The sequence below is a fragment of the Fictibacillus sp. FJAT-27399 genome, from assembly GCF_001510655.1.
GTDB classification, from domain to species: Bacteria; Bacillota; Bacilli; order Bacillales; family Fictibacillaceae; genus Fictibacillus_C; species Fictibacillus_C marinisediminis.
In genome coordinates this window covers 122,922-139,101 of sequence record NZ_LMVC01000003.1, presented here as the reverse complement: position 1 = coordinate 139,101, position 16,180 = coordinate 122,922, and the positions used below count along the sequence as shown (strand labels likewise).

Genomic DNA, 16,180 nt, shown 5'->3' with positions numbered 1-16,180 from the left:
ATTGCTAAAGGGGTTGCTGAGGCAACTCTTTTTTATTTTTGAAGTAGGATTGTGAAGATGCATTCTTATTTATGCTTCAATTACCTATTACAAAAGAAAAAAACGACGTGCCCACTCGCACATCGTCTTTACCATTAAATCAACAGCTGAAACAGTGTCTTGTCTTTATTCACTTCCTGATACGCAAAGCCCTTTCGGTTCATGCGCTGGATCAGCTCCGGATAATCCTCTTTATGTTTCAGCTCGATGCCGACCAGCACCGGCCCGGTTTCTTTGTTATTTTTCTTCGTATATTCGAACCGGTTGATGTCATCTTCCGGTCCGAGCACTTCATCCAAAAACTCACGAAGCGCACCGGCACGCTGAGGAAAATGAACGATGAAATAATGCTGCAAACCCTCGTAGATCATGGAACGTTCCTTGATCTCCTGCATACGGCCGATATCATTGTTGCCGCCGCTCACGATACATACTACTGTTTTTCCCTTAATTTGATCGGCATACTCATCAAGAGCAGCGAGAGAAAGAGAGCCGGTTGGTTCAGCGACAATCGCGTTTTGATTGTACAGCGCCAGCAGCGTGGAACAAACTTTTCCTTCTGGTACAACAACAATGTCATCCAGAATCTCCTGACAGATCTGGTACGTGATCGCCCCGACATTTTTTACAGCCGCGCCGTCGACGAACGGGTCGATGCGGTCGAGACATACATGTTTTCCCTGAAGCATGCATTCATTCATCGCCGGTGCACCCGCTGGTTCAGCACCGATCACCTTCGTTTGCGGAGAAACACTCTTCAAATACGTTCCGATTCCGGCAGCAAGTCCTCCGCCTCCGATCGGAACAAACACATAATCAATGTTCTCGTCGCAGTCGTTTAAAATCTCCACTGCCACAGTGCCTTGACCCGCGATCACATCCTCATTATCATATGGATGGATGAACGTCCGATTTTCGGCTTGGCTGCAAACGATCGCTTCTTCATACGCATCATCAAATGTATCCCCGACTAAAACGATCTCCACATGTTCTCCGCCAAAAAACTTCACCTGATTCACTTTTTGCTTTGGTGTTGTCGTAGGCATAAAGATCTTCCCTTTGCTTTTCAGCAGATGACAGGAATAAGCGACACCTTGTGCGTGGTTTCCTGCACTCGCACACGTGATGCCGTTCTCAAGTTCCTGCTGGCTCAGCTTTTTGATCCGATTGTACGCACCGCGGATCTTAAAGGAACGGACGACCTGCAAGTCCTCCCGTTTCAAATAGAGTTTACAGTCATACTGCGCGGACAAAAGTGGATTAAACTGCAGCGGCGTATGGAGGACCACATCTTTGATTCGTTGATTGGCGATCATGATGTCTTCGACGAGCACCGTTTTTTGCTGTTGCTGTACCTGTTCCATGTTCCTCTTCCTTCCTACAATCATTTTTTTAAAATGGCTGTTTTCGTAACCTTTGCTGCTCTTGGGAGTGGTTGATGAAGGTCATTACAAAAATGTTCCCAAAGCAACAATCTTTTAGAAAAGAGCCTTTTCAATAAAAAAAATCTCATTTTTTTACTCCAATAAAAAAACTCCTCCCATAATAGGGACGAGTCAGCTCGCGTTACCACCCTAGTTCCGAAGCAAAAAACTCCGGCACTTTAGTCAAAAAGACTTGTTAACGGACTACCCGACAAAGCTTACTCTCATTTCAGCTTTGTATCTCAGAGATGATTTTCAGATAATGTTTGTTCATCGGCTCCCACCACATCCGACTCTCTTTGGAACAAAAATATTATCCTACTGTTCTCGTCATCGACTTTCGTGTTAGATTTTAAAACTAAGATTAACAGCTTCAAAATGCCACGTCAACAAATTTATTGTAAATTTAGAATATTCTTTTTATGAAAGCGCAACCAATAGAAATCCAATAAAAAAAGCCACCTAAAAAGGCAGCTGGTCTTAAAGTATTGCACATAAACGAATTCATTTAAATTATGCTTTTCCATTGTACTCATGATACTTAAGAGTGCTGTGACCTGCCCTTCACGGACAGCTGGTCATTTTCAGCGACCAGCTCGGCTTCGATGTGAGAGACCTTCGAAGACTCACCCATACGCCAGTAGGTGATGAAGCTTACGGCAATGCAAGCAGCTACGTAGAAGTAGAAAAGCGACTCGGCTCCAATGCTCTTCAGCCATAATGCGATGAACTCCGCCGTCCCGCCGAACACAGCGACAGTGAGTGCGTAGGGGAAACCCACGCCAAGGGCACGGATTTCTGTCGGGAATAACTCGGCTTTCACGATTGCATTGATGGAAGTGTAACCGGTGACAATGATGAGACCCACCATCATGAGCAAGAAAGCAACGATAGGGTTCTTCATCTGCTCCATGATCATAAACAGCGGCACAGTCAGCAATGTACCAAGGATACCGAAACTGATCAATAGAGGGCGCCGTCCTATACGGTCAGACAGCATGCCGGCGAGCGGTTGAAGAACGACGAATACCAGCAGAGCAATAAAGTTGATCCAGCTGACGACCTCCTTTTGGAGGCCCACAGTATTCACCATGAATTTCTGTAAATACGTCGTGTAGGTATAGAAGGCTACGGTTCCGCCGAGCGTTAGTCCGACCACTGTCAGCACCGCCTTGGGGTGTTTCATTAAAGCCTTAACGGTCCCTGCGTTCGCCCGGTTTTCAGAACCCATTTTTTCGAACTGCTCCGATTCGTCCATCGTGCGGCGCAGCCACAATACAGCCAATGCTCCCATTGCTCCAATGACGAACGGAATACGCCAGCCCCAGGACATCATATCGGATTCGCTGAGCACTTGCTGGAGGATGATCTGAACACCCAGAGCCACTAACTGTCCGGCAACAAGTGTCACGTACTGGAAGCTAGAGTAGAAGCCGCGGCGACCGGAGCTGGCCATCTCGGACAGATACGTTGCCGAGGTTCCATACTCTCCACCTAACGACAACCCTTGTAGCAGGCGGGCGAGAATCAGAATAATAGGTGCTAGTATACCAATGGCGCTATAACCTGGGGTACAGGCAATGATCAGAGACCCACCGGCCATGATGGTGATGGAAAGCGTCAGCGCTGCACGCCGGCCATGTCGATCGGCGTAGCGGCCCATCAGCAGACTCCCAATCGGCCGCATCAGGAATCCGACGGCGAAGATCGCCGCAGTGTTGAGCAGTTGGCTGGTCGGGTCTCCCTTAGGGAAGAAATTTGCAGAGAAATACACGGCAAAAGCAGAATAGACGTACCAGTCGTACCATTCGATCAGATTTCCAACCGAACCCTTGAAGATGTTTCCCGTAATGCGCCGCGTCTTTGCGCGATCAATAGATTGAGACATTGTTAAATCCTCCTCACGATGTGCCAGTGTTAGACACTCGGTTTATTGACTCCGTCAACACTCACAAGCTTTGAAACTACCTGAAACCGCTTTCTTTTTTGGCTTTGCTAAAGCATATTGTTGATTTTCTTTCCAAGTGGGCATCGCATACTGATGATTGAAAGAGGCCCTCAAGTTTTTTATACGGCTGTTTTGTGAAACAAATGAAGCGCCTGAAAAGCAGAAGAGAGTAAGCTTACTTATACCCTTCTGCTTTTCACAAGGCGTTTCCAATCACACCCCACTAGAAAACAACAACATTTACTAACAGAGCTTCTTTGTTAAAACTATACCATTTATCATTCGACAGCAACAGACAGATTGGAATGTAAAACCTGTTAATTTACATCGACAAGAGAAAAGACCCCCACAGCTAAATCGCCTCTCCCTCATGAAAATATTGCCAATTTCCTTTATGTAATGATACACTTCCCATGTAACAATAAATTTAGATTATATATTCGAGGAGGAGATGACTTTGAATCGAATTGGCTTGCTCCTAAACGTGCTAGATACAACCTTCGACAAGGAGAGTTGGTATGCACCGTTCAAGCATGCATTAGAAGGAATCACGGCAGAACAGGCTAACTGGCGACCAACTGGAGAGGCAACTAAAACAATTTGGGAGAACGTTAATCATCTCATTTATTACAAAGAGAGACTTGCAGCAAACATGGAAGGCCGTGAATGGCCACATAATCTCGACGGTAATGAAACCTTCTATCTCACCGAACAATCAAATGACGATAAGGAATGGAAGAAAGTCGTTGAACGTGCCGAAAACGTACAACGAAGTTTAAGACAGATACTGAGTAAAACTTCCGTCGAAGAGCTTGACCAAAATTCCCTTGAGGGAAAGTTACTGGACATAATGCTTCATGACGCTTACCATACAGGCCAAATTATTCAAATCAGAAAAATGCAAGGATCCTGGCCTTCCCACCGCTGACCCGAACGAAAAAACAAAAAGACTCAGCTTTGAGATTTGGATATATCGAGTACAAAAAGTAACACAAAGGACCAAGTCTTAAATTCTTCGATAAGGAATTCAAGGAACTGTTTACGAAAATAAAATAAAGAGATTACTCTCCTTATTGCGATAAGTACGAGATCCATATCTAAATTCAGCTAAGATCATTGAAGCCTCCGACCTCGACTATACGATTCTGAGACCCGGATGGTACCAATAAAGAAGAAATTGATTATGAGATAACGAAAGAGGAGGTCTAAAGACGAGACGTTGATTTTTTCGTGGGCTGCGGTATTAGTAGCCCACTTTTTCTATTTCGAAGGTGTATTTCAAGTCCCCTTTCTCTTTATATGAACAAAAGATTGAATCATATAGTTGACTCAATCAACTATATGATTTTATAATATGGTTGACTTAGTCAACATTTATTTAAGGAGGAGAATTTTTATGAGTTCATTTAACGAAATAGACAAAATAAGAAAATTTAACAGGTATTATGCAAACATCTTAGGAAGAATAGATCAAGAAATCTATAACCAGTCTTTTCCTTTAACAGAAGCTCGCGTAATCACTGAAATTCAATCGAAAAGTGGTTGTACAGCGACTGAAGTCAGAGAAACTCTGGGTATTGACCGAGGTTATATGAGTAGGATGGTTCAGCGATTTGAAGAAGAAAATATTGTCGTTAAAAAGCAATCATCAAATGATAAACGTCAATACTTGCTCTACCTAACGGATTACGGTAAAGAAATCTATAATGGATTGGTTGAACACGCGAACCGGGAAGTAGGTAGAATGATTGAAGATATACCGGAACCTTTACTTTCCAAGCTGCTAACCTCCATGGCAACCATACAGGACATCTTATCAAAGGATCATTCTTCTCATTCCGAAGTAACAATTCGCTCCTTTCAACCGGGTGATGTTGGATTCGTGGCACACCTTCATGGACGGCTTTATGATGAAACTTATAAGTTTGGACGGATGTTTGAATATTACGTAATGAAGGGATTAACGGAATTTATGAATAATACCAATGGGGGAGATTTATGGGTTGCTGAAGTAAATGGGCAAATCGTTGGTTCCATTGCTATTACTAAATCCTCTGATACAATGGCTCAGCTGCGATGGTTTATTTTAGATGAACATTATCAAGGGATGGGCATAGGAAAGAAACTTATGGAAACAGCCATCAAGTTTTGTAAGGAACAACACTATCAACATATTTTCTTATGGACAGTAAATATACTTGCCGCAGCTCGCTACCTTTACCAAAAATACAATTTTAAATTAACGGAAGAGAAACCAAATGAAGATTGGACCGAAACGTTATTGATGGAAGAACGATGGGATTTGGACCTCGATGAAGAGCAAACATCGTAAAGAGAGAGAAAAGGATGCATATTCCTTTATTATCCAAAATAAAGAAGCACCCTATTAAATGGATGCCTCTAGATAAAACTTAATAAGATTCATTTTATTCTTCTTATTTATTAATTCTCCTCTTTTAATAAAATAAACATAACTGTTTATATATAAAGTTTGTCCTATTGTAATATCTTCGCTGGAAACAAATAATGACAGGGCTTGTCCATTTCCTTCAAAAATTCTTTGGTTCTCAAACATTAGTTCATAGTTGTAGTCATTAATAACCATCAACTCCCCAATTTGAGATTACCTTTGTAATAAACTGAACCTCTCCATCAAAATGATTTCTGAACAGGTTTGTTCTTCAGTTAGGCCTACTGTACGTCTAAATAATGCTGCAGAACCCTTGGCGGGAAATATTTCAGGGGCAGGGGTCTTAAGGATACAATGGTGGAGGGGGAAAGGATCGAATCCTGTTGTGCCTGTTTTAGACAGTTGTACATCGCTTTGCCGCCAACTGAATTGGCAGAATGAATGGTGATGCGGTTAGCAAATCGTTTTTCTTCCACCATCATTTGAACAAGCATTAATCCATTCCTGTCTTTATTTACTAAATCGTGATCCAAAGAAAGATGTTCGATAGTGCAATTTCGCAGCAGCTCTAAACACTCGTCAATCGTCTCCGTTAAAACATAGCCTTCAGGTGCAGTCCGGTAGTCATCTAAGAAAACGCTAATATTACCCATTTCAGACTCCTTCCCTTATAAAGGGGTGACTAAGAGAAGTCGAAAATCCCTAGATAAATAGATCTTAAATAGATCTTGAATCAACCTTAACATAGATGCTATTTGAATGGGACATAAACGACTTTTAAAGCTAATATTTGACAAACATTTCATGATTAAGAAGAGGATTTAGTTTAATCGAGAAATATCGATGACTTTGCTAGAGAACTTTTGATGTGATCCAGTCCCTCTTTAAGAGGGCCTTTTTTATGTGATAAAAAGAAGCATATGGAAACTTGATAAAGTATTGTCTTCTTCAACTAACCAGGAAATTAAAATATTAAACGGGGCTGTCCAGAAAGTCGAAAATTGACCTTCAGGCTGCCCCTTTTCGGCTTGAAAAATCTTCACTGAAAAGTTAATTGAAGTGGAAGATGCGAGACTCCTGCGGGACTAGCGTGACAGGTGAGACTCCCGCCGGTGCTTGCACCAAAAAGTAGGCGTTCACGCCGGTAAGGCTCACCGCACGCCCCGCGGAAAGCGAGCAGCCTGGAACGGAAATCAACCGCTTACAGACTTCTTGGACAGCCCCGCTTAAACTGCATGATTGGCATTTACTTTTTTTCCATTACTGCAAAGTAATTTTCTTCACTATCTGCAAAGTTAAATACTCTGCCAGAAGGCATATTTACAATTTCTCCGACAGTGACATTTTTATTTGATAAGTCGCTACGTAATTGATCGAAATTTTCCGAGAAAAACATTAAAGAAGGTGTACCAAGATTTAATTCAGGCGACATTTTTGCAACGAATTCCTTACTGTGTAGAATAATACTTGTTTCTGCATCCTTTGTTGGAGCAATTTCAATCCATCTCATTCCCTGACCGTTATCTTCTTCAGAAATTACACTAAATCCTACTTTTTCTGTCCAAAAATCCACTGCCTCATCTTGGTTATTTACATACAGCATAATTTGACCGACTTTATTAATCATTTATTTCACTCCCTTGTCCACTTTCTTAATAATAAATTATCATATCTTGCACTTGCATCACCCCCCGATTTCAAATAATTTTTTTCGTTTTGAACCCTTATGATTTCAACTACTCTTTCAACACGAACTGTGGTATACTATTTAAGCGATGAGCTAATTTGCATAAGACGAGATTGACGCGCCTTTAAGGCAATGCACTATGTGGAGTGCTGTCTCTCGCCGCAAAACGCACAAAAAAGATGTCCTATTGGGCATCTTTTTTTTAATGAACAAGGTGCACTCAAGAAAATGAAATAACTATCTCCGTCGTAATCTAATTGTTCAAGTTCTTTTTGTATTAACCTGCTCTTACGTTCAAAAAGAAAAGCTTCCATCAGGGCAGCTTTTAAGAAGAATTACAATAAAAATTAAAACTTATACCTTAATATTCTTTAATAAAAAGGTAAGCCCCCTCTGAGGACTTACTCATTCCCTTCAAATTTCTACGACCTCATGCTCCCTCGCCGAAAGATATGCCGCTTCAACAATCTTTGTTGCCGCCACCCCGTCCCAAGCAGTGGCCAGCTCTGTCGGATTTTTCCGTATCGTCTCAACAAATGCATTCATCATATGAAGATATTCAAAGTCACCAAAGTTATGGTGGACCGTTTTCGTGCTGTTATGCTGGATGATGTTCTGGGCATACGCTTTTAAGTCGATGGCCCCTTCCGTTCCTGTCGCCCGAAGATCAATGCTACCCCACGTCGGATAGCCCTCGGGCCGTGACCAGCTCGGATCGATGTCAGCGATGATTCCATTCTCAAATTCCAGCTGCACGTGGCCGACGTCATCAATGGTGATGCACGGGACCAAGAACGAATCTGCCTCCGCATATACCCGTGTCACTTCAGCTCCTGTCAGCCATCTCATCAAATCCGCGAGATGAACGATATGATCCATCAGTGCGCCCCCGCCGGACAGGTTCTTATCAATAAACCATCCTTTCGGGCATTGCCCCGGATTCTTGCCGTGAAAAGCCAGAACATCACCAATTTGTTTTTGATCGATGACCCGTTTCATTTGAACAGCCGGCGTATTGAACCTCAACGGAAAAGCAGTGGCCAAAACAACATCCTGCTCAATAGCCTTTTGCGCCATGATGGTGGCACTTTTTGTTGATACAGCCAACGGTTTTTCACAAAGGACATGCTTGTTCGCCTCTAAAGCTGCCAGTACCAACTCATCATGTTTGACATTCTCCGAGCAGACGATCACCGCTTCACATTCGTTCAACGCCACTCCCAAATCATCATAAAAAATAGTGGAATGCTCTGCCGCTTTCTTCTTCCCGCGATAAGCATCATCGTCATAGATGCCCGCCAGTTCTGTGCCTGGACACAGTTTTACGGCAGCTGCAAACGCCTCTAAATGAACATGAGCCGCTGATAAAATGGAGATTCTCATCGTGTGTACAGCTCCTTTTCTAAGGAAATCGGCCGCTTTTCCTCTGCAGACTGTAATGCCAGAAGTCCAAGTTTCGTACTCTCATAGGCATCCTGCAGCGTGACAGGAGCCGGCTCATTATTTCGAATGCTATCAATAAAATCTCTCAATTCGAGAGACCAAGGGTCATCCCGCAGCAAGACTGGCGGAACCTCTGTGGAATCTTTTTTAAGCGAAATATTCCGGTGAACAGAGAGCGGAGAAACCTCCTGACTGTTAAACGTAAACAGTTCATTTTCCTGCGCGATCTCCACTTCCTGCGCGAATCCGCCGTCATATCTCCAACTGCCTTCAATACGGCTGATAGACCCATTCTCGTGGCGCAATGTGATGAGAGCATAGTAATGATCGGGATCCGTCTGTGCAAAAACACGCGTTACCGGCCCGAACGCCCACCGAGCGAAGTCGATATCATGCAGGCTGAGATCCAAAATAACCCCGCCGCTGTTGCTGCGGTCGAGAGACCAGTTTTTTGCGCCCACAGGTAATTGAGAGCGCCTTGAAAGTAAGGTGGACGCAGGCTTATCCGGATCAATGCATTCCTTCAGCTTACGGTACTCAGGAAAATAGCGCAGCACCTGCCCGACCATCACTTTTGAGCTGCAGCGCTTTTCCAGCTCCAGCATGCGCCGGCAGTCTTCATCGGTATGCGCCATCGGTTTTTCGAGAAAAACATGCTTGCCTTTCTCCACCGCTTTTTCAAAAACATCCCGGTGCATAAATGTAGGAAGACAAACGTCAACCACATCCCCGAGCTCCAGGCACTTCTCTAAATCGTTATAAACGGGAATCCCTTGTATATCACCGGTTTGGGTCGTTGAATAAATCCCTGCTACTTCCACATCCTTCATCTGCAGATACGCGTTCAGGTGGATGTTTCCGATAAAGCCGTAACCTAAAATAACAATTTTCACAGCAGCCACTCCTTTCAAAGGACTTTTTATATAGATTCCCTGTTTTAACGGGGAGACCTGCAACAAATTCACTTGCAAAAAAAAACGGTCCTCCCATTAGGAAGGCCGTTTAAAGTGATCAATCATAAAAGTAAATATTCGCATATCGAGAGCTGCTCTTCTTCAAGAAAAATTCCGCCTGGCCGTCAGTCCCGTCTGTAAAACCGCCGATACTTTTGAACACTTCACAATCTCCAGGTGCTACGCTTCGGCTTCCGACATAATCATTGTAGCTTTCAGGATCATACTCCCACAGCTCAATCACATCCGTACCTGAATCATATTTATCCCGGCAATACTTGAAATCCCCGCCACCAGAGCGGAAAATTTCACTCTCCTTCGTAAACGTATCCCAGCCTATGTAATCCCAAGAACCTGATCCGGAAAGCAAAGGTGCATTAGCTAATCCATTTGTTGCAGCATTAGCTGGTGAAGCAGAGAGTACCAATCCGCAAACCAAAGCAAAAAAAGCAGTCAACTTTTTCAATACCTCATCTCCCTTAGTTTTTTAATAGAGTACTCAGAAAATTATAACAACATTGGTTTTTATTGTAATCATAGTTTAGACACATTTTGGACACAATCCAAGAACAAATTATACGGGAAATCTTCAGTCAAAAGTCCTTCGGGAGTGTTAGTACAACCAAATTTTTACACGATGATGCTTTGAAAAAAAAGACGAAGAAAGTTGGATGTTTCAATCTTCGGGAGGCAGCATGTAAATCCGGTTTCGGTAAGAGCCGGAATAATGCAGATTCATCGAGTGGAGCATTCGGGAGGAAACAAAAACAGACGGAAGGTGCAGAAAATTCTTGAGTTCACAATTGGAGATCGAGAGACCGATAAGCAGTTTATATTCGGTAATGGCAGCAAAATGAGCATCCTTTGAAAATGAGCCACACTGGGTGCAAACCCACTTCGCATGCAGTCGAACCATCGGGAGAGCAGAGCATTCAGGGCACTCTACACCGGTCAAAATTTCAACTTTGGAGATTTGAAACTGCTGGAGAATTTGAGGGTCAGATGGAGTGTGGCTGTTCACAAGTTTACGGGAGAGCTTCTTTAATTGCTGGGGATTCAGCTGCTCTTTGACATGCATCTTTTCATACATTTTTATTTTCAAGAGGAGATTTGCACCGTGAATGACTCGTTTGGAAGTGGAAGGATCCAGATTCAGGAGGGTATTTTTAATTACCGTGTTGGGGTTGCTCATGACAACAAGCATTTCAATGGGAACCTGTGGGAGTTTTTGTGCGGATAGCCAATCTTGCAGCTGTACACGATGACGTTCGGCCTGCAAAACTGGGTCTGCGAAGCCTTCCTCTTTTTCACCAGACACACGAATGAGCTGTTTATAATTATGATCAAAAACAAGTGTTCCTGAGATGTTTTTCACTTCTAAAATGAGAAAGTAATGAGGAGAAAGGATGAGCGTATCTATCTGGAAAAACCGTTCGCCATCTGTAAGCCGGAGATCATTGAAAATGAGGTAGTCTTTCTTGAGGAGATAGCCCAAATGATAGTCTATGGCAAGCTCCCCTCTGTAACCCGCCATCCGCCTTGCTAATTGGTCACTAATATCGGGCCGTTTCCGGTGATCCGGCGGCAGCCTTCTCAGCAAAGCCTCCAATTTGCGTACCGTAATAGGAACTTTTCGTTCTTTTACAATCAAATTCTATCAACTCCCTTTCTTAATAAGAAGGAAATTCGAATTGTGAGAAGGATTTTCCTGCTCATGGTGCAAAAATGAGTTGAAAATATGTATCATAGCCCGCGATTGATCATGCATTTAACTAATTATATTGGTTTCTCGGGCTTAGCCGGCCTCCAGCTTGTCCAAACCTTCATCAATAACCCGTTTTTGGGGTATTGAGACCCTCCTGTTGGCTGTTACTTGTGATTCGACATGAATTACTTGCGGAAATGCCCTCTTTACTTGCGATTCTGCATGCATTACTTGCGAAAACTCCGACTTTACTTGCGGTTCGACACCACTTACTTGCAAAACACATCATTTTCATAAAAACTGCACGCCAGCATAGACTTCGAGATCATGCTTCGCCCTATAAAATCAGTTAAAACGCCACAAAAAAACGCCGTCTCTCAACGGCATTTTCTATCAAGATGCATCCGTAACATTCTTTCCATTCTGATACTCCGACTTCAAAATATTATAGTACAGACAGACAACTTCCTGCCCATCCAATCGCTCTAATATCTTATTTTCACTAAATCTGTAGTTGAATCCACATTTCTCATTCACTCTCTTGGAATTATGATTAAAATCATAGTGTCCACACCAAACGATATCTAAATTCAGATCTTCAAAACCATGCTCCAGCACTCGGTTTACCGCTTCAGGAACATAGCCTTTCCCCCAATAGGCTGGATTGAGAACATAGCCGATTTCCTTTTGGTTCAAATGGGACAAGGTTTCATCCGGTTTTCGATCATGCAGTCCGATGCTGCCGATCACCTTATGTTCAGAGAGCAGTTCAATGGCATACAACATATCAGTGCTCTCAAGGAACATTTGAATGATCTCTTTGCTTTCTTCCTCATCTTTATGCGGTTTCCAGCCGGCATTCGGGCCCACTAAATCACTTTTCGCGTATTCGTACAAGTCTTTGACGTCTGATTTCTTCCAAGGTCTCAATAATAATCTCTCAGTCTGCAATTCTCGCATGTAGTAGCCCCCCTTATTTTTAACCATTATAGGCTAAAAAGGAATAAAAAGGAACATGGGTGCCAGGCACCGAGATTACACAAGTGTGTAAAACCGGTGCCTGGCACCCTTTCAAGGCACCCTTTCAAAAAGGAACTGCCCTTCCTATCACTCTACCACTTCTTCAACCCCAACAGCTTCTCCCCTAACTCAGTCAACTGCGCGGTATCATATCTTTCGTGCTCCAGGTTGCGCGGATCGCCAGGGAAAGCCTTGCCGCTTGGCGGAATTCTCTCTTTCCATGACTCCACCCTTGTCTCGACCAGCTGCTCATTCCCCTCCTTCGCCGGGAACATGGAGATGTATTGGGCAAGGCGCGGCTTATCCGAATAATTTGGACGGATGCCATGCGGCTGCATGCTGTTAAAGATGAGCAAATCGCCTGCTTTGGTTACCACTTTTGTAGGTGTGTAGCCCGTCGTATCCGGCTTGTGCGGATCACGGTCAGCTGGCTGATCTTTTACCCATTCATCAAAGTCACGGTACAATTCAGGAATACACTGAAATCCTCCCATGTCCACGTCCGTATCAACAAGCGAGAGAACACCCTGAACGTTTACCGGAATCGGATCAAGCGATGTGTCCACATCCCAATGGATAAAGCTGTTATATTCATGCCCAGGCTTCATTGGAAGGTTGAGATTGCACCGGTCAATGCTGGCCCACAATTTTTCCGTTCCCCAAATGTCCACAAAGGCATCATACACCCTCTGATGCATGCGGTTATCCCAAAGATACTGATGGTTGTAAAGCTCGACCATCCCTGTATTCTTCAATTCTTCCATCTGAATTTCACGCCGTGCTGCTGTATACCAAGTAGAGGAATCGTTCGGATCTTTTTCTTCAAAGTCCCAAATCAGCTTCGCCAAGCGATCGACATGGTCTTGTGGAACGGCGTCACGAACAATCACATAACCGTTCTCTTTCCAAAACTTCCAACCTTCCTCACTAAGCACACGCAACGGTTCATTGTTTTTCCTCTCATTCAACGGAACAGCAATCTCAAGAATATTATTCAGCTTCTGGTTCATTTTCCTTCCTCCTTTTGTATAGTAGCTTTTCTTGATTTCCATGTTAGGCCCCACGAGCTTCCAATACAATAAACGATGTTGCTGTCTCTTTAATAAAACTAAGATATCTTGCTGTTCCATCAAGAATAAACAATGCTTCTTACTGTCATGTATCCGTTTCCAATCATGCAGTATCAATATCTTGTTTATTTTCCATAAAAACTATCATATCTTGCTCTGAACTATGGTTAACAACCATCAAATCCTTTACACTTAAAGGAACCATACCAGGGAGGTCATCGTATGAAGTTTTCAATGAATCAGAATGCATCTTCCCCAGAAACTCTGAATATAAAAAAAGCCCCGCAGCTTTTATATGCCGGGCAGATCAGTGACAATCCACATTGGAAATTTTCGAGCCATAAACATGATAACCTGAGTGAAATCGTCTATATTAGTGGTGGGCAAGGGACGTTCATTATTGATGGAATAACATATGAAGCTTTACAAGGAGATATCCTGGTCTACAATAAAGACGTGCTCCACGAGGAATGGTCCAACCCTGACCACCCACTACAAACGTATTTTTGCGGGATCACCAACCTATCCATTCAGGGCTTGAAGGATTTTCATGTCATCCCATCTGACATCGAGCCCGTTATTCGCCGCAATAAATACTCTTCTAAAATAGAAACATACCTGTCCGAAATCTTTGATGAGGCGGCGCTTCAAGCAAAAGGATATGAGATGATCTGCCAGAACCTGCTTACGTCACTCATTACGGTCATCCATCGCATCATCCATCTGCATCATCAAGACGCGTCTGCAGAAAAGCAAGACTCCCTCTCTCATCGGATAAAAGAATATATTGATAAACACTATACAAGGAACCTCTCATTGGATGACTTGGCCGAAGCATTCTTCATCAGCCCTTACTACCTCTCGCATGTATTTAAAGAAGACATGAACCTGTCGCCTATTCACTACCTCATTACAAGGAGAATGGGTGAGGCCAAACGGCTGCTCGTCTCAACTAACCTGAAAATAAGAGAAGTCGCCCAGCTGGTCGGGTATGACAACCCGAATTATTTTACGATGCTGTTTAAAAAGTTTACGGGAGAGTCGGCTAAGAAGTTTAAGGAGAAGCATATGGAGAGGCTGTATTATCAGAAATAGAGGGGCTGTCCAGAAAGTCGAAAATCGACCTTCAGGCAGCCCCTTTTTGGCTTGAAAAATCTTCAATGAAAAGTTAATTGAAGTGGAAGATGCGGGACTCCTGCGGGACTAGCGTGACAGGTGAGACTCCCGCCGGTGCTTGCACCAAAAAGTAGGCGTTCACGCCGGTAAGGCTCACCGCACGCCCCGCGGAAAGCGAGCAGCCTGGAACGGAAATCAACAGCTTACAGACTTCTTGGACAGCCCCTTGTCCGTTTAATAATAACTTGTGTTGCCAAAACCCCAAAAGTAGATGCCGTTTTTAGACCAAGCACCCTGGGCTCTGGCATAGTTTCCTGCAGGGTTATTGACCATCGCAGAATAGCAGCTGAGTTGTCCCGGACGGACTTTTCCGTTTCCGCCTGGACTTGCACAGTCATATAATCTCATGAAATTTTTGTGACTATCGAATTGACGTATTTCAGCGTTTCCGGTTTCACCCTTTTCCAAAGGGAATCCAAAGTAAACCTGCGCCCATGAGGCATGACATTTGTTACTATGACGAATATAAACTTCTCCTCTCACTAAATCAGTTTCTTCACGTACGATGTCAGCTGAACGAGCGGTTCTATCGTCCTTTGAACATCCGGTGGAAATAGGGTTCTTACCGTTATAAGAAGCCATTGTAATATAAACCGGAGGAATTTATTTTCTCATAAAAAAGCTCCACCTCATCGTAGAGGCAGAGCTGGAAGCTAGTTGAAAGTTAGGTTATATGATTTTAATCAAGAGGCTCGTAATGCCTTCTGTAGAAATAAAAAATGATAACCAGTTTTTTTGCACCCGAATCATTTCTTATTCTTTGTCCATCATTCTAAAACATGCTCCCATAATCCAAGCTTTCCTTTCGCTGGTATAAAGACATCCAGCTGCTGCATGTCCTGCACTTCCCAAGCGTATCCTCCCACTTGAAAGTCTCCTAAAAAATAAGTATTGCCTGTTACCACTTGTCCATTTTCCAGTATTGCCTGCGTTCCGTTATTTTCCTTTACCTTCAAACAATTTTCAAGGTTGCATACACCAATGATCATACCAGTTGGAAGATTATCCTTTGAGTAACCATGCTTACCAAGCAATAACTCAATTAACGGATGGCTGCAGAAAGTCTTATCCATTTTTTTACTTGTATGAATCGCCAGCGGACCACGATAATTCGTTCTCCATGACCTTGTTTCATATATGGCCTCCCCCAGGACAAATAGACTTGCCCAAGGCTGGATCATTGATAAAACCTTCATTCTCGCGGCCTCCAACCTATGAAAGTTTACTATGTCTATAGAGTGTCCATGTAAAAGAATAATATAAGTATTTTAGCCACCTTCCATTTAGAGAAAGTGGCTTAAAATC

The 16,180-nt window shown here is 43.3% G+C and carries 17 protein-coding genes, 1 pseudogene and 1 other annotated feature; of the genes and pseudogenes, 4 read left to right on the top strand and 14 right to left on the bottom strand.

Features of this window, described 5'->3' with window-relative positions:
* Positions 1-134: 134 nt before the first annotated feature.
* Entirely contained in the window at positions 135-1,403 is a 1,269-nt protein-coding gene (gene ilvA, locus AR335_RS14875; protein WP_062237367.1) for a threonine ammonia-lyase IlvA, read from the bottom strand.
* A gap of 180 nt (positions 1,404-1,583) precedes the next feature.
* Positions 1,584-1,806, bottom strand: a binding site (T-box leader).
* Between the two features lie 198 nt (positions 1,807-2,004).
* Positions 2,005-3,351: an MFS transporter gene (locus AR335_RS14870; RefSeq protein WP_082316109.1), complete on the bottom strand. Its 1,347-nt coding sequence runs from the start codon at positions 3,349-3,351 to the stop codon at positions 2,005-2,007.
* 517 nt (positions 3,352-3,868) lie between these two features.
* Here AR335_RS14870 and AR335_RS14865 point away from each other — a divergent pair.
* The 3 genes and pseudogenes from AR335_RS14865 to AR335_RS14860 all read left to right on the top strand — a co-directional run bounded on the left by AR335_RS14865 (position 3,869) and on the right by AR335_RS14860 (position 5,743).
* The gene (locus AR335_RS14865) at positions 3,869-4,339 is read left to right on the top strand and encodes a DinB family protein (protein WP_062237365.1); all 471 of its coding nucleotides are present in this window, start codon (positions 3,869-3,871) and stop codon (positions 4,337-4,339) included.
* A gap of 181 nt (positions 4,340-4,520) precedes the next feature.
* Positions 4,521-4,605 (top strand): annotated as a pseudogene (locus tag AR335_RS25555) (NAD(P)H-binding protein); the annotation flags it as partial.
* A gap of 202 nt (positions 4,606-4,807) precedes the next feature.
* Positions 4,808-5,743: a bifunctional helix-turn-helix transcriptional regulator/GNAT family N-acetyltransferase gene (locus AR335_RS14860; protein WP_062237363.1), complete on the top strand. Its 936-nt coding sequence runs from the start codon at positions 4,808-4,810 to the stop codon at positions 5,741-5,743.
* A gap of 359 nt (positions 5,744-6,102) precedes the next feature.
* Here AR335_RS14860 and AR335_RS14850 read toward each other — a convergent pair whose 3' ends face one another.
* From AR335_RS14850 to AR335_RS14815, 9 genes are all read right to left on the bottom strand, one after another.
* Entirely contained in the window at positions 6,103-6,474 is a 372-nt protein-coding gene (locus AR335_RS14850) for a cyclic-phosphate processing receiver domain-containing protein (RefSeq protein WP_062237359.1), read from the bottom strand.
* 397 nt (positions 6,475-6,871) lie between these two features.
* The gene (locus AR335_RS24165; RefSeq protein WP_156418804.1) at positions 6,872-7,018 is read right to left on the bottom strand and encodes a hypothetical protein; all 147 of its coding nucleotides are present in this window, start codon (positions 7,016-7,018) and stop codon (positions 6,872-6,874) included.
* Between the two features lie 49 nt (positions 7,019-7,067).
* Positions 7,068-7,448 (bottom strand): VOC family protein, encoded by a 381-nt coding sequence (locus AR335_RS14845; protein ID WP_062237357.1) that lies wholly within the window; start codon positions 7,446-7,448, stop codon positions 7,068-7,070.
* A gap of 474 nt (positions 7,449-7,922) precedes the next feature.
* On the bottom strand, positions 7,923-8,891 hold the full coding sequence (locus AR335_RS14840; RefSeq protein WP_062237356.1) for a Gfo/Idh/MocA family protein: 969 nt from the start codon (positions 8,889-8,891) through the stop codon (positions 7,923-7,925).
* Positions 8,888-9,844 (bottom strand): Gfo/Idh/MocA family protein, encoded by a 957-nt coding sequence (locus tag AR335_RS14835; RefSeq protein WP_199805097.1) that lies wholly within the window; start codon positions 9,842-9,844, stop codon positions 8,888-8,890. Before AR335_RS14835 ends, AR335_RS14840 begins: the two co-directional genes overlap by 4 nt.
* Positions 9,845-9,962: 118 nt before the next feature.
* Complete coding sequence (locus AR335_RS14830; RefSeq protein WP_062237352.1) at positions 9,963-10,370, bottom strand: hypothetical protein; 408 nt, start codon at positions 10,368-10,370, stop codon at positions 9,963-9,965.
* A 210-nt stretch (positions 10,371-10,580) separates the two neighbouring features.
* Positions 10,581-11,555 (bottom strand): nuclease-related domain-containing protein, encoded by a 975-nt coding sequence (locus AR335_RS14825; RefSeq protein ID WP_062237350.1) that lies wholly within the window; start codon positions 11,553-11,555, stop codon positions 10,581-10,583.
* A 447-nt stretch (positions 11,556-12,002) separates the two neighbouring features.
* Positions 12,003-12,569, bottom strand: coding sequence for a GNAT family N-acetyltransferase (locus AR335_RS14820; RefSeq protein WP_062237348.1), 567 nt, complete (start codon positions 12,567-12,569; stop codon positions 12,003-12,005).
* Positions 12,570-12,721: 152 nt separating this feature from the next.
* Positions 12,722-13,639 carry a phytanoyl-CoA dioxygenase family protein gene (locus AR335_RS14815; protein ID WP_062237346.1) on the bottom strand — a complete coding sequence of 306 codons (918 nt, stop codon included), beginning with the start codon at positions 13,637-13,639 and terminating at the stop codon, positions 12,722-12,724.
* Between the two features lie 282 nt (positions 13,640-13,921).
* Here AR335_RS14815 and AR335_RS14810 point away from each other — a divergent pair, with 282 nt between their 5' ends.
* A complete protein-coding gene (locus tag AR335_RS14810; protein WP_062237344.1) occupies positions 13,922-14,794 on the top strand; it encodes an AraC family transcriptional regulator in 873 nt (290 codons plus the stop codon).
* Between the two features lie 73 nt (positions 14,795-14,867).
* Here AR335_RS14810 and AR335_RS24160 read toward each other — a convergent pair whose 3' ends face one another.
* The 3 genes from AR335_RS24160 to AR335_RS14800 form a co-directional block, all read right to left on the bottom strand.
* Entirely contained in the window at positions 14,868-15,014 is a 147-nt protein-coding gene (locus tag AR335_RS24160; RefSeq protein WP_156418804.1) for a hypothetical protein, read from the bottom strand.
* 35 nt (positions 15,015-15,049) lie between these two features.
* Entirely contained in the window at positions 15,050-15,457 is a 408-nt protein-coding gene (locus AR335_RS14805; protein ID WP_062237343.1) for a DUF2690 domain-containing protein, read from the bottom strand.
* A 185-nt stretch (positions 15,458-15,642) separates the two neighbouring features.
* On the bottom strand, positions 15,643-16,071 hold the full coding sequence (locus AR335_RS14800; protein WP_062237340.1) for an ASCH domain-containing protein: 429 nt from the start codon (positions 16,069-16,071) through the stop codon (positions 15,643-15,645).
* Positions 16,072-16,180 lie beyond the last annotated feature (109 nt).

What these genes read in the sequence shown, in the direction of transcription:
- AR335_RS14870 (WP_082316109.1), bottom strand. Translation starts at nt 3,351, where the DNA reads ATGTCTCAATCTATTGATCGCGCAAAGACGCGGCGCATTACGGGAAAC.
- AR335_RS14815 (WP_062237346.1), bottom strand. Translation starts at nt 13,639, where the DNA reads ATGAACCAGAAGCTGAATAATATTCTTGAGATTGCTGTTCCGTTGAAT.
- AR335_RS14800 (WP_062237340.1), bottom strand. Translation starts at nt 16,071, where the DNA reads ATGAAGGTTTTATCAATGATCCAGCCTTGGGCAAGTCTATTTGTCCTG.
- AR335_RS14820 (WP_062237348.1), bottom strand. Translation starts at nt 12,569, where the DNA reads ATGCGAGAATTGCAGACTGAGAGATTATTATTGAGACCTTGGAAGAAA.
- AR335_RS14805 (WP_062237343.1), bottom strand. Translation starts at nt 15,457, where the DNA reads ATGGCTTCTTATAACGGTAAGAACCCTATTTCCACCGGATGTTCAAAG.
- AR335_RS14850 (WP_062237359.1), bottom strand. Translation starts at nt 6,474, where the DNA reads ATGGGTAATATTAGCGTTTTCTTAGATGACTACCGGACTGCACCTGAA.
- AR335_RS14840 (WP_062237356.1), bottom strand. Translation starts at nt 8,891, where the DNA reads ATGAGAATCTCCATTTTATCAGCGGCTCATGTTCATTTAGAGGCGTTT.
- AR335_RS14845 (WP_062237357.1), bottom strand. Translation starts at nt 7,448, where the DNA reads ATGATTAATAAAGTCGGTCAAATTATGCTGTATGTAAATAACCAAGAT.
- AR335_RS14810 (WP_062237344.1), top strand. Translation starts at nt 13,922, where the DNA reads ATGAAGTTTTCAATGAATCAGAATGCATCTTCCCCAGAAACTCTGAAT.
- ilvA (WP_062237367.1), bottom strand. Translation starts at nt 1,403, where the DNA reads ATGGAACAGGTACAGCAACAGCAAAAAACGGTGCTCGTCGAAGACATC.
- AR335_RS14860 (WP_062237363.1), top strand. Translation starts at nt 4,808, where the DNA reads ATGAGTTCATTTAACGAAATAGACAAAATAAGAAAATTTAACAGGTAT.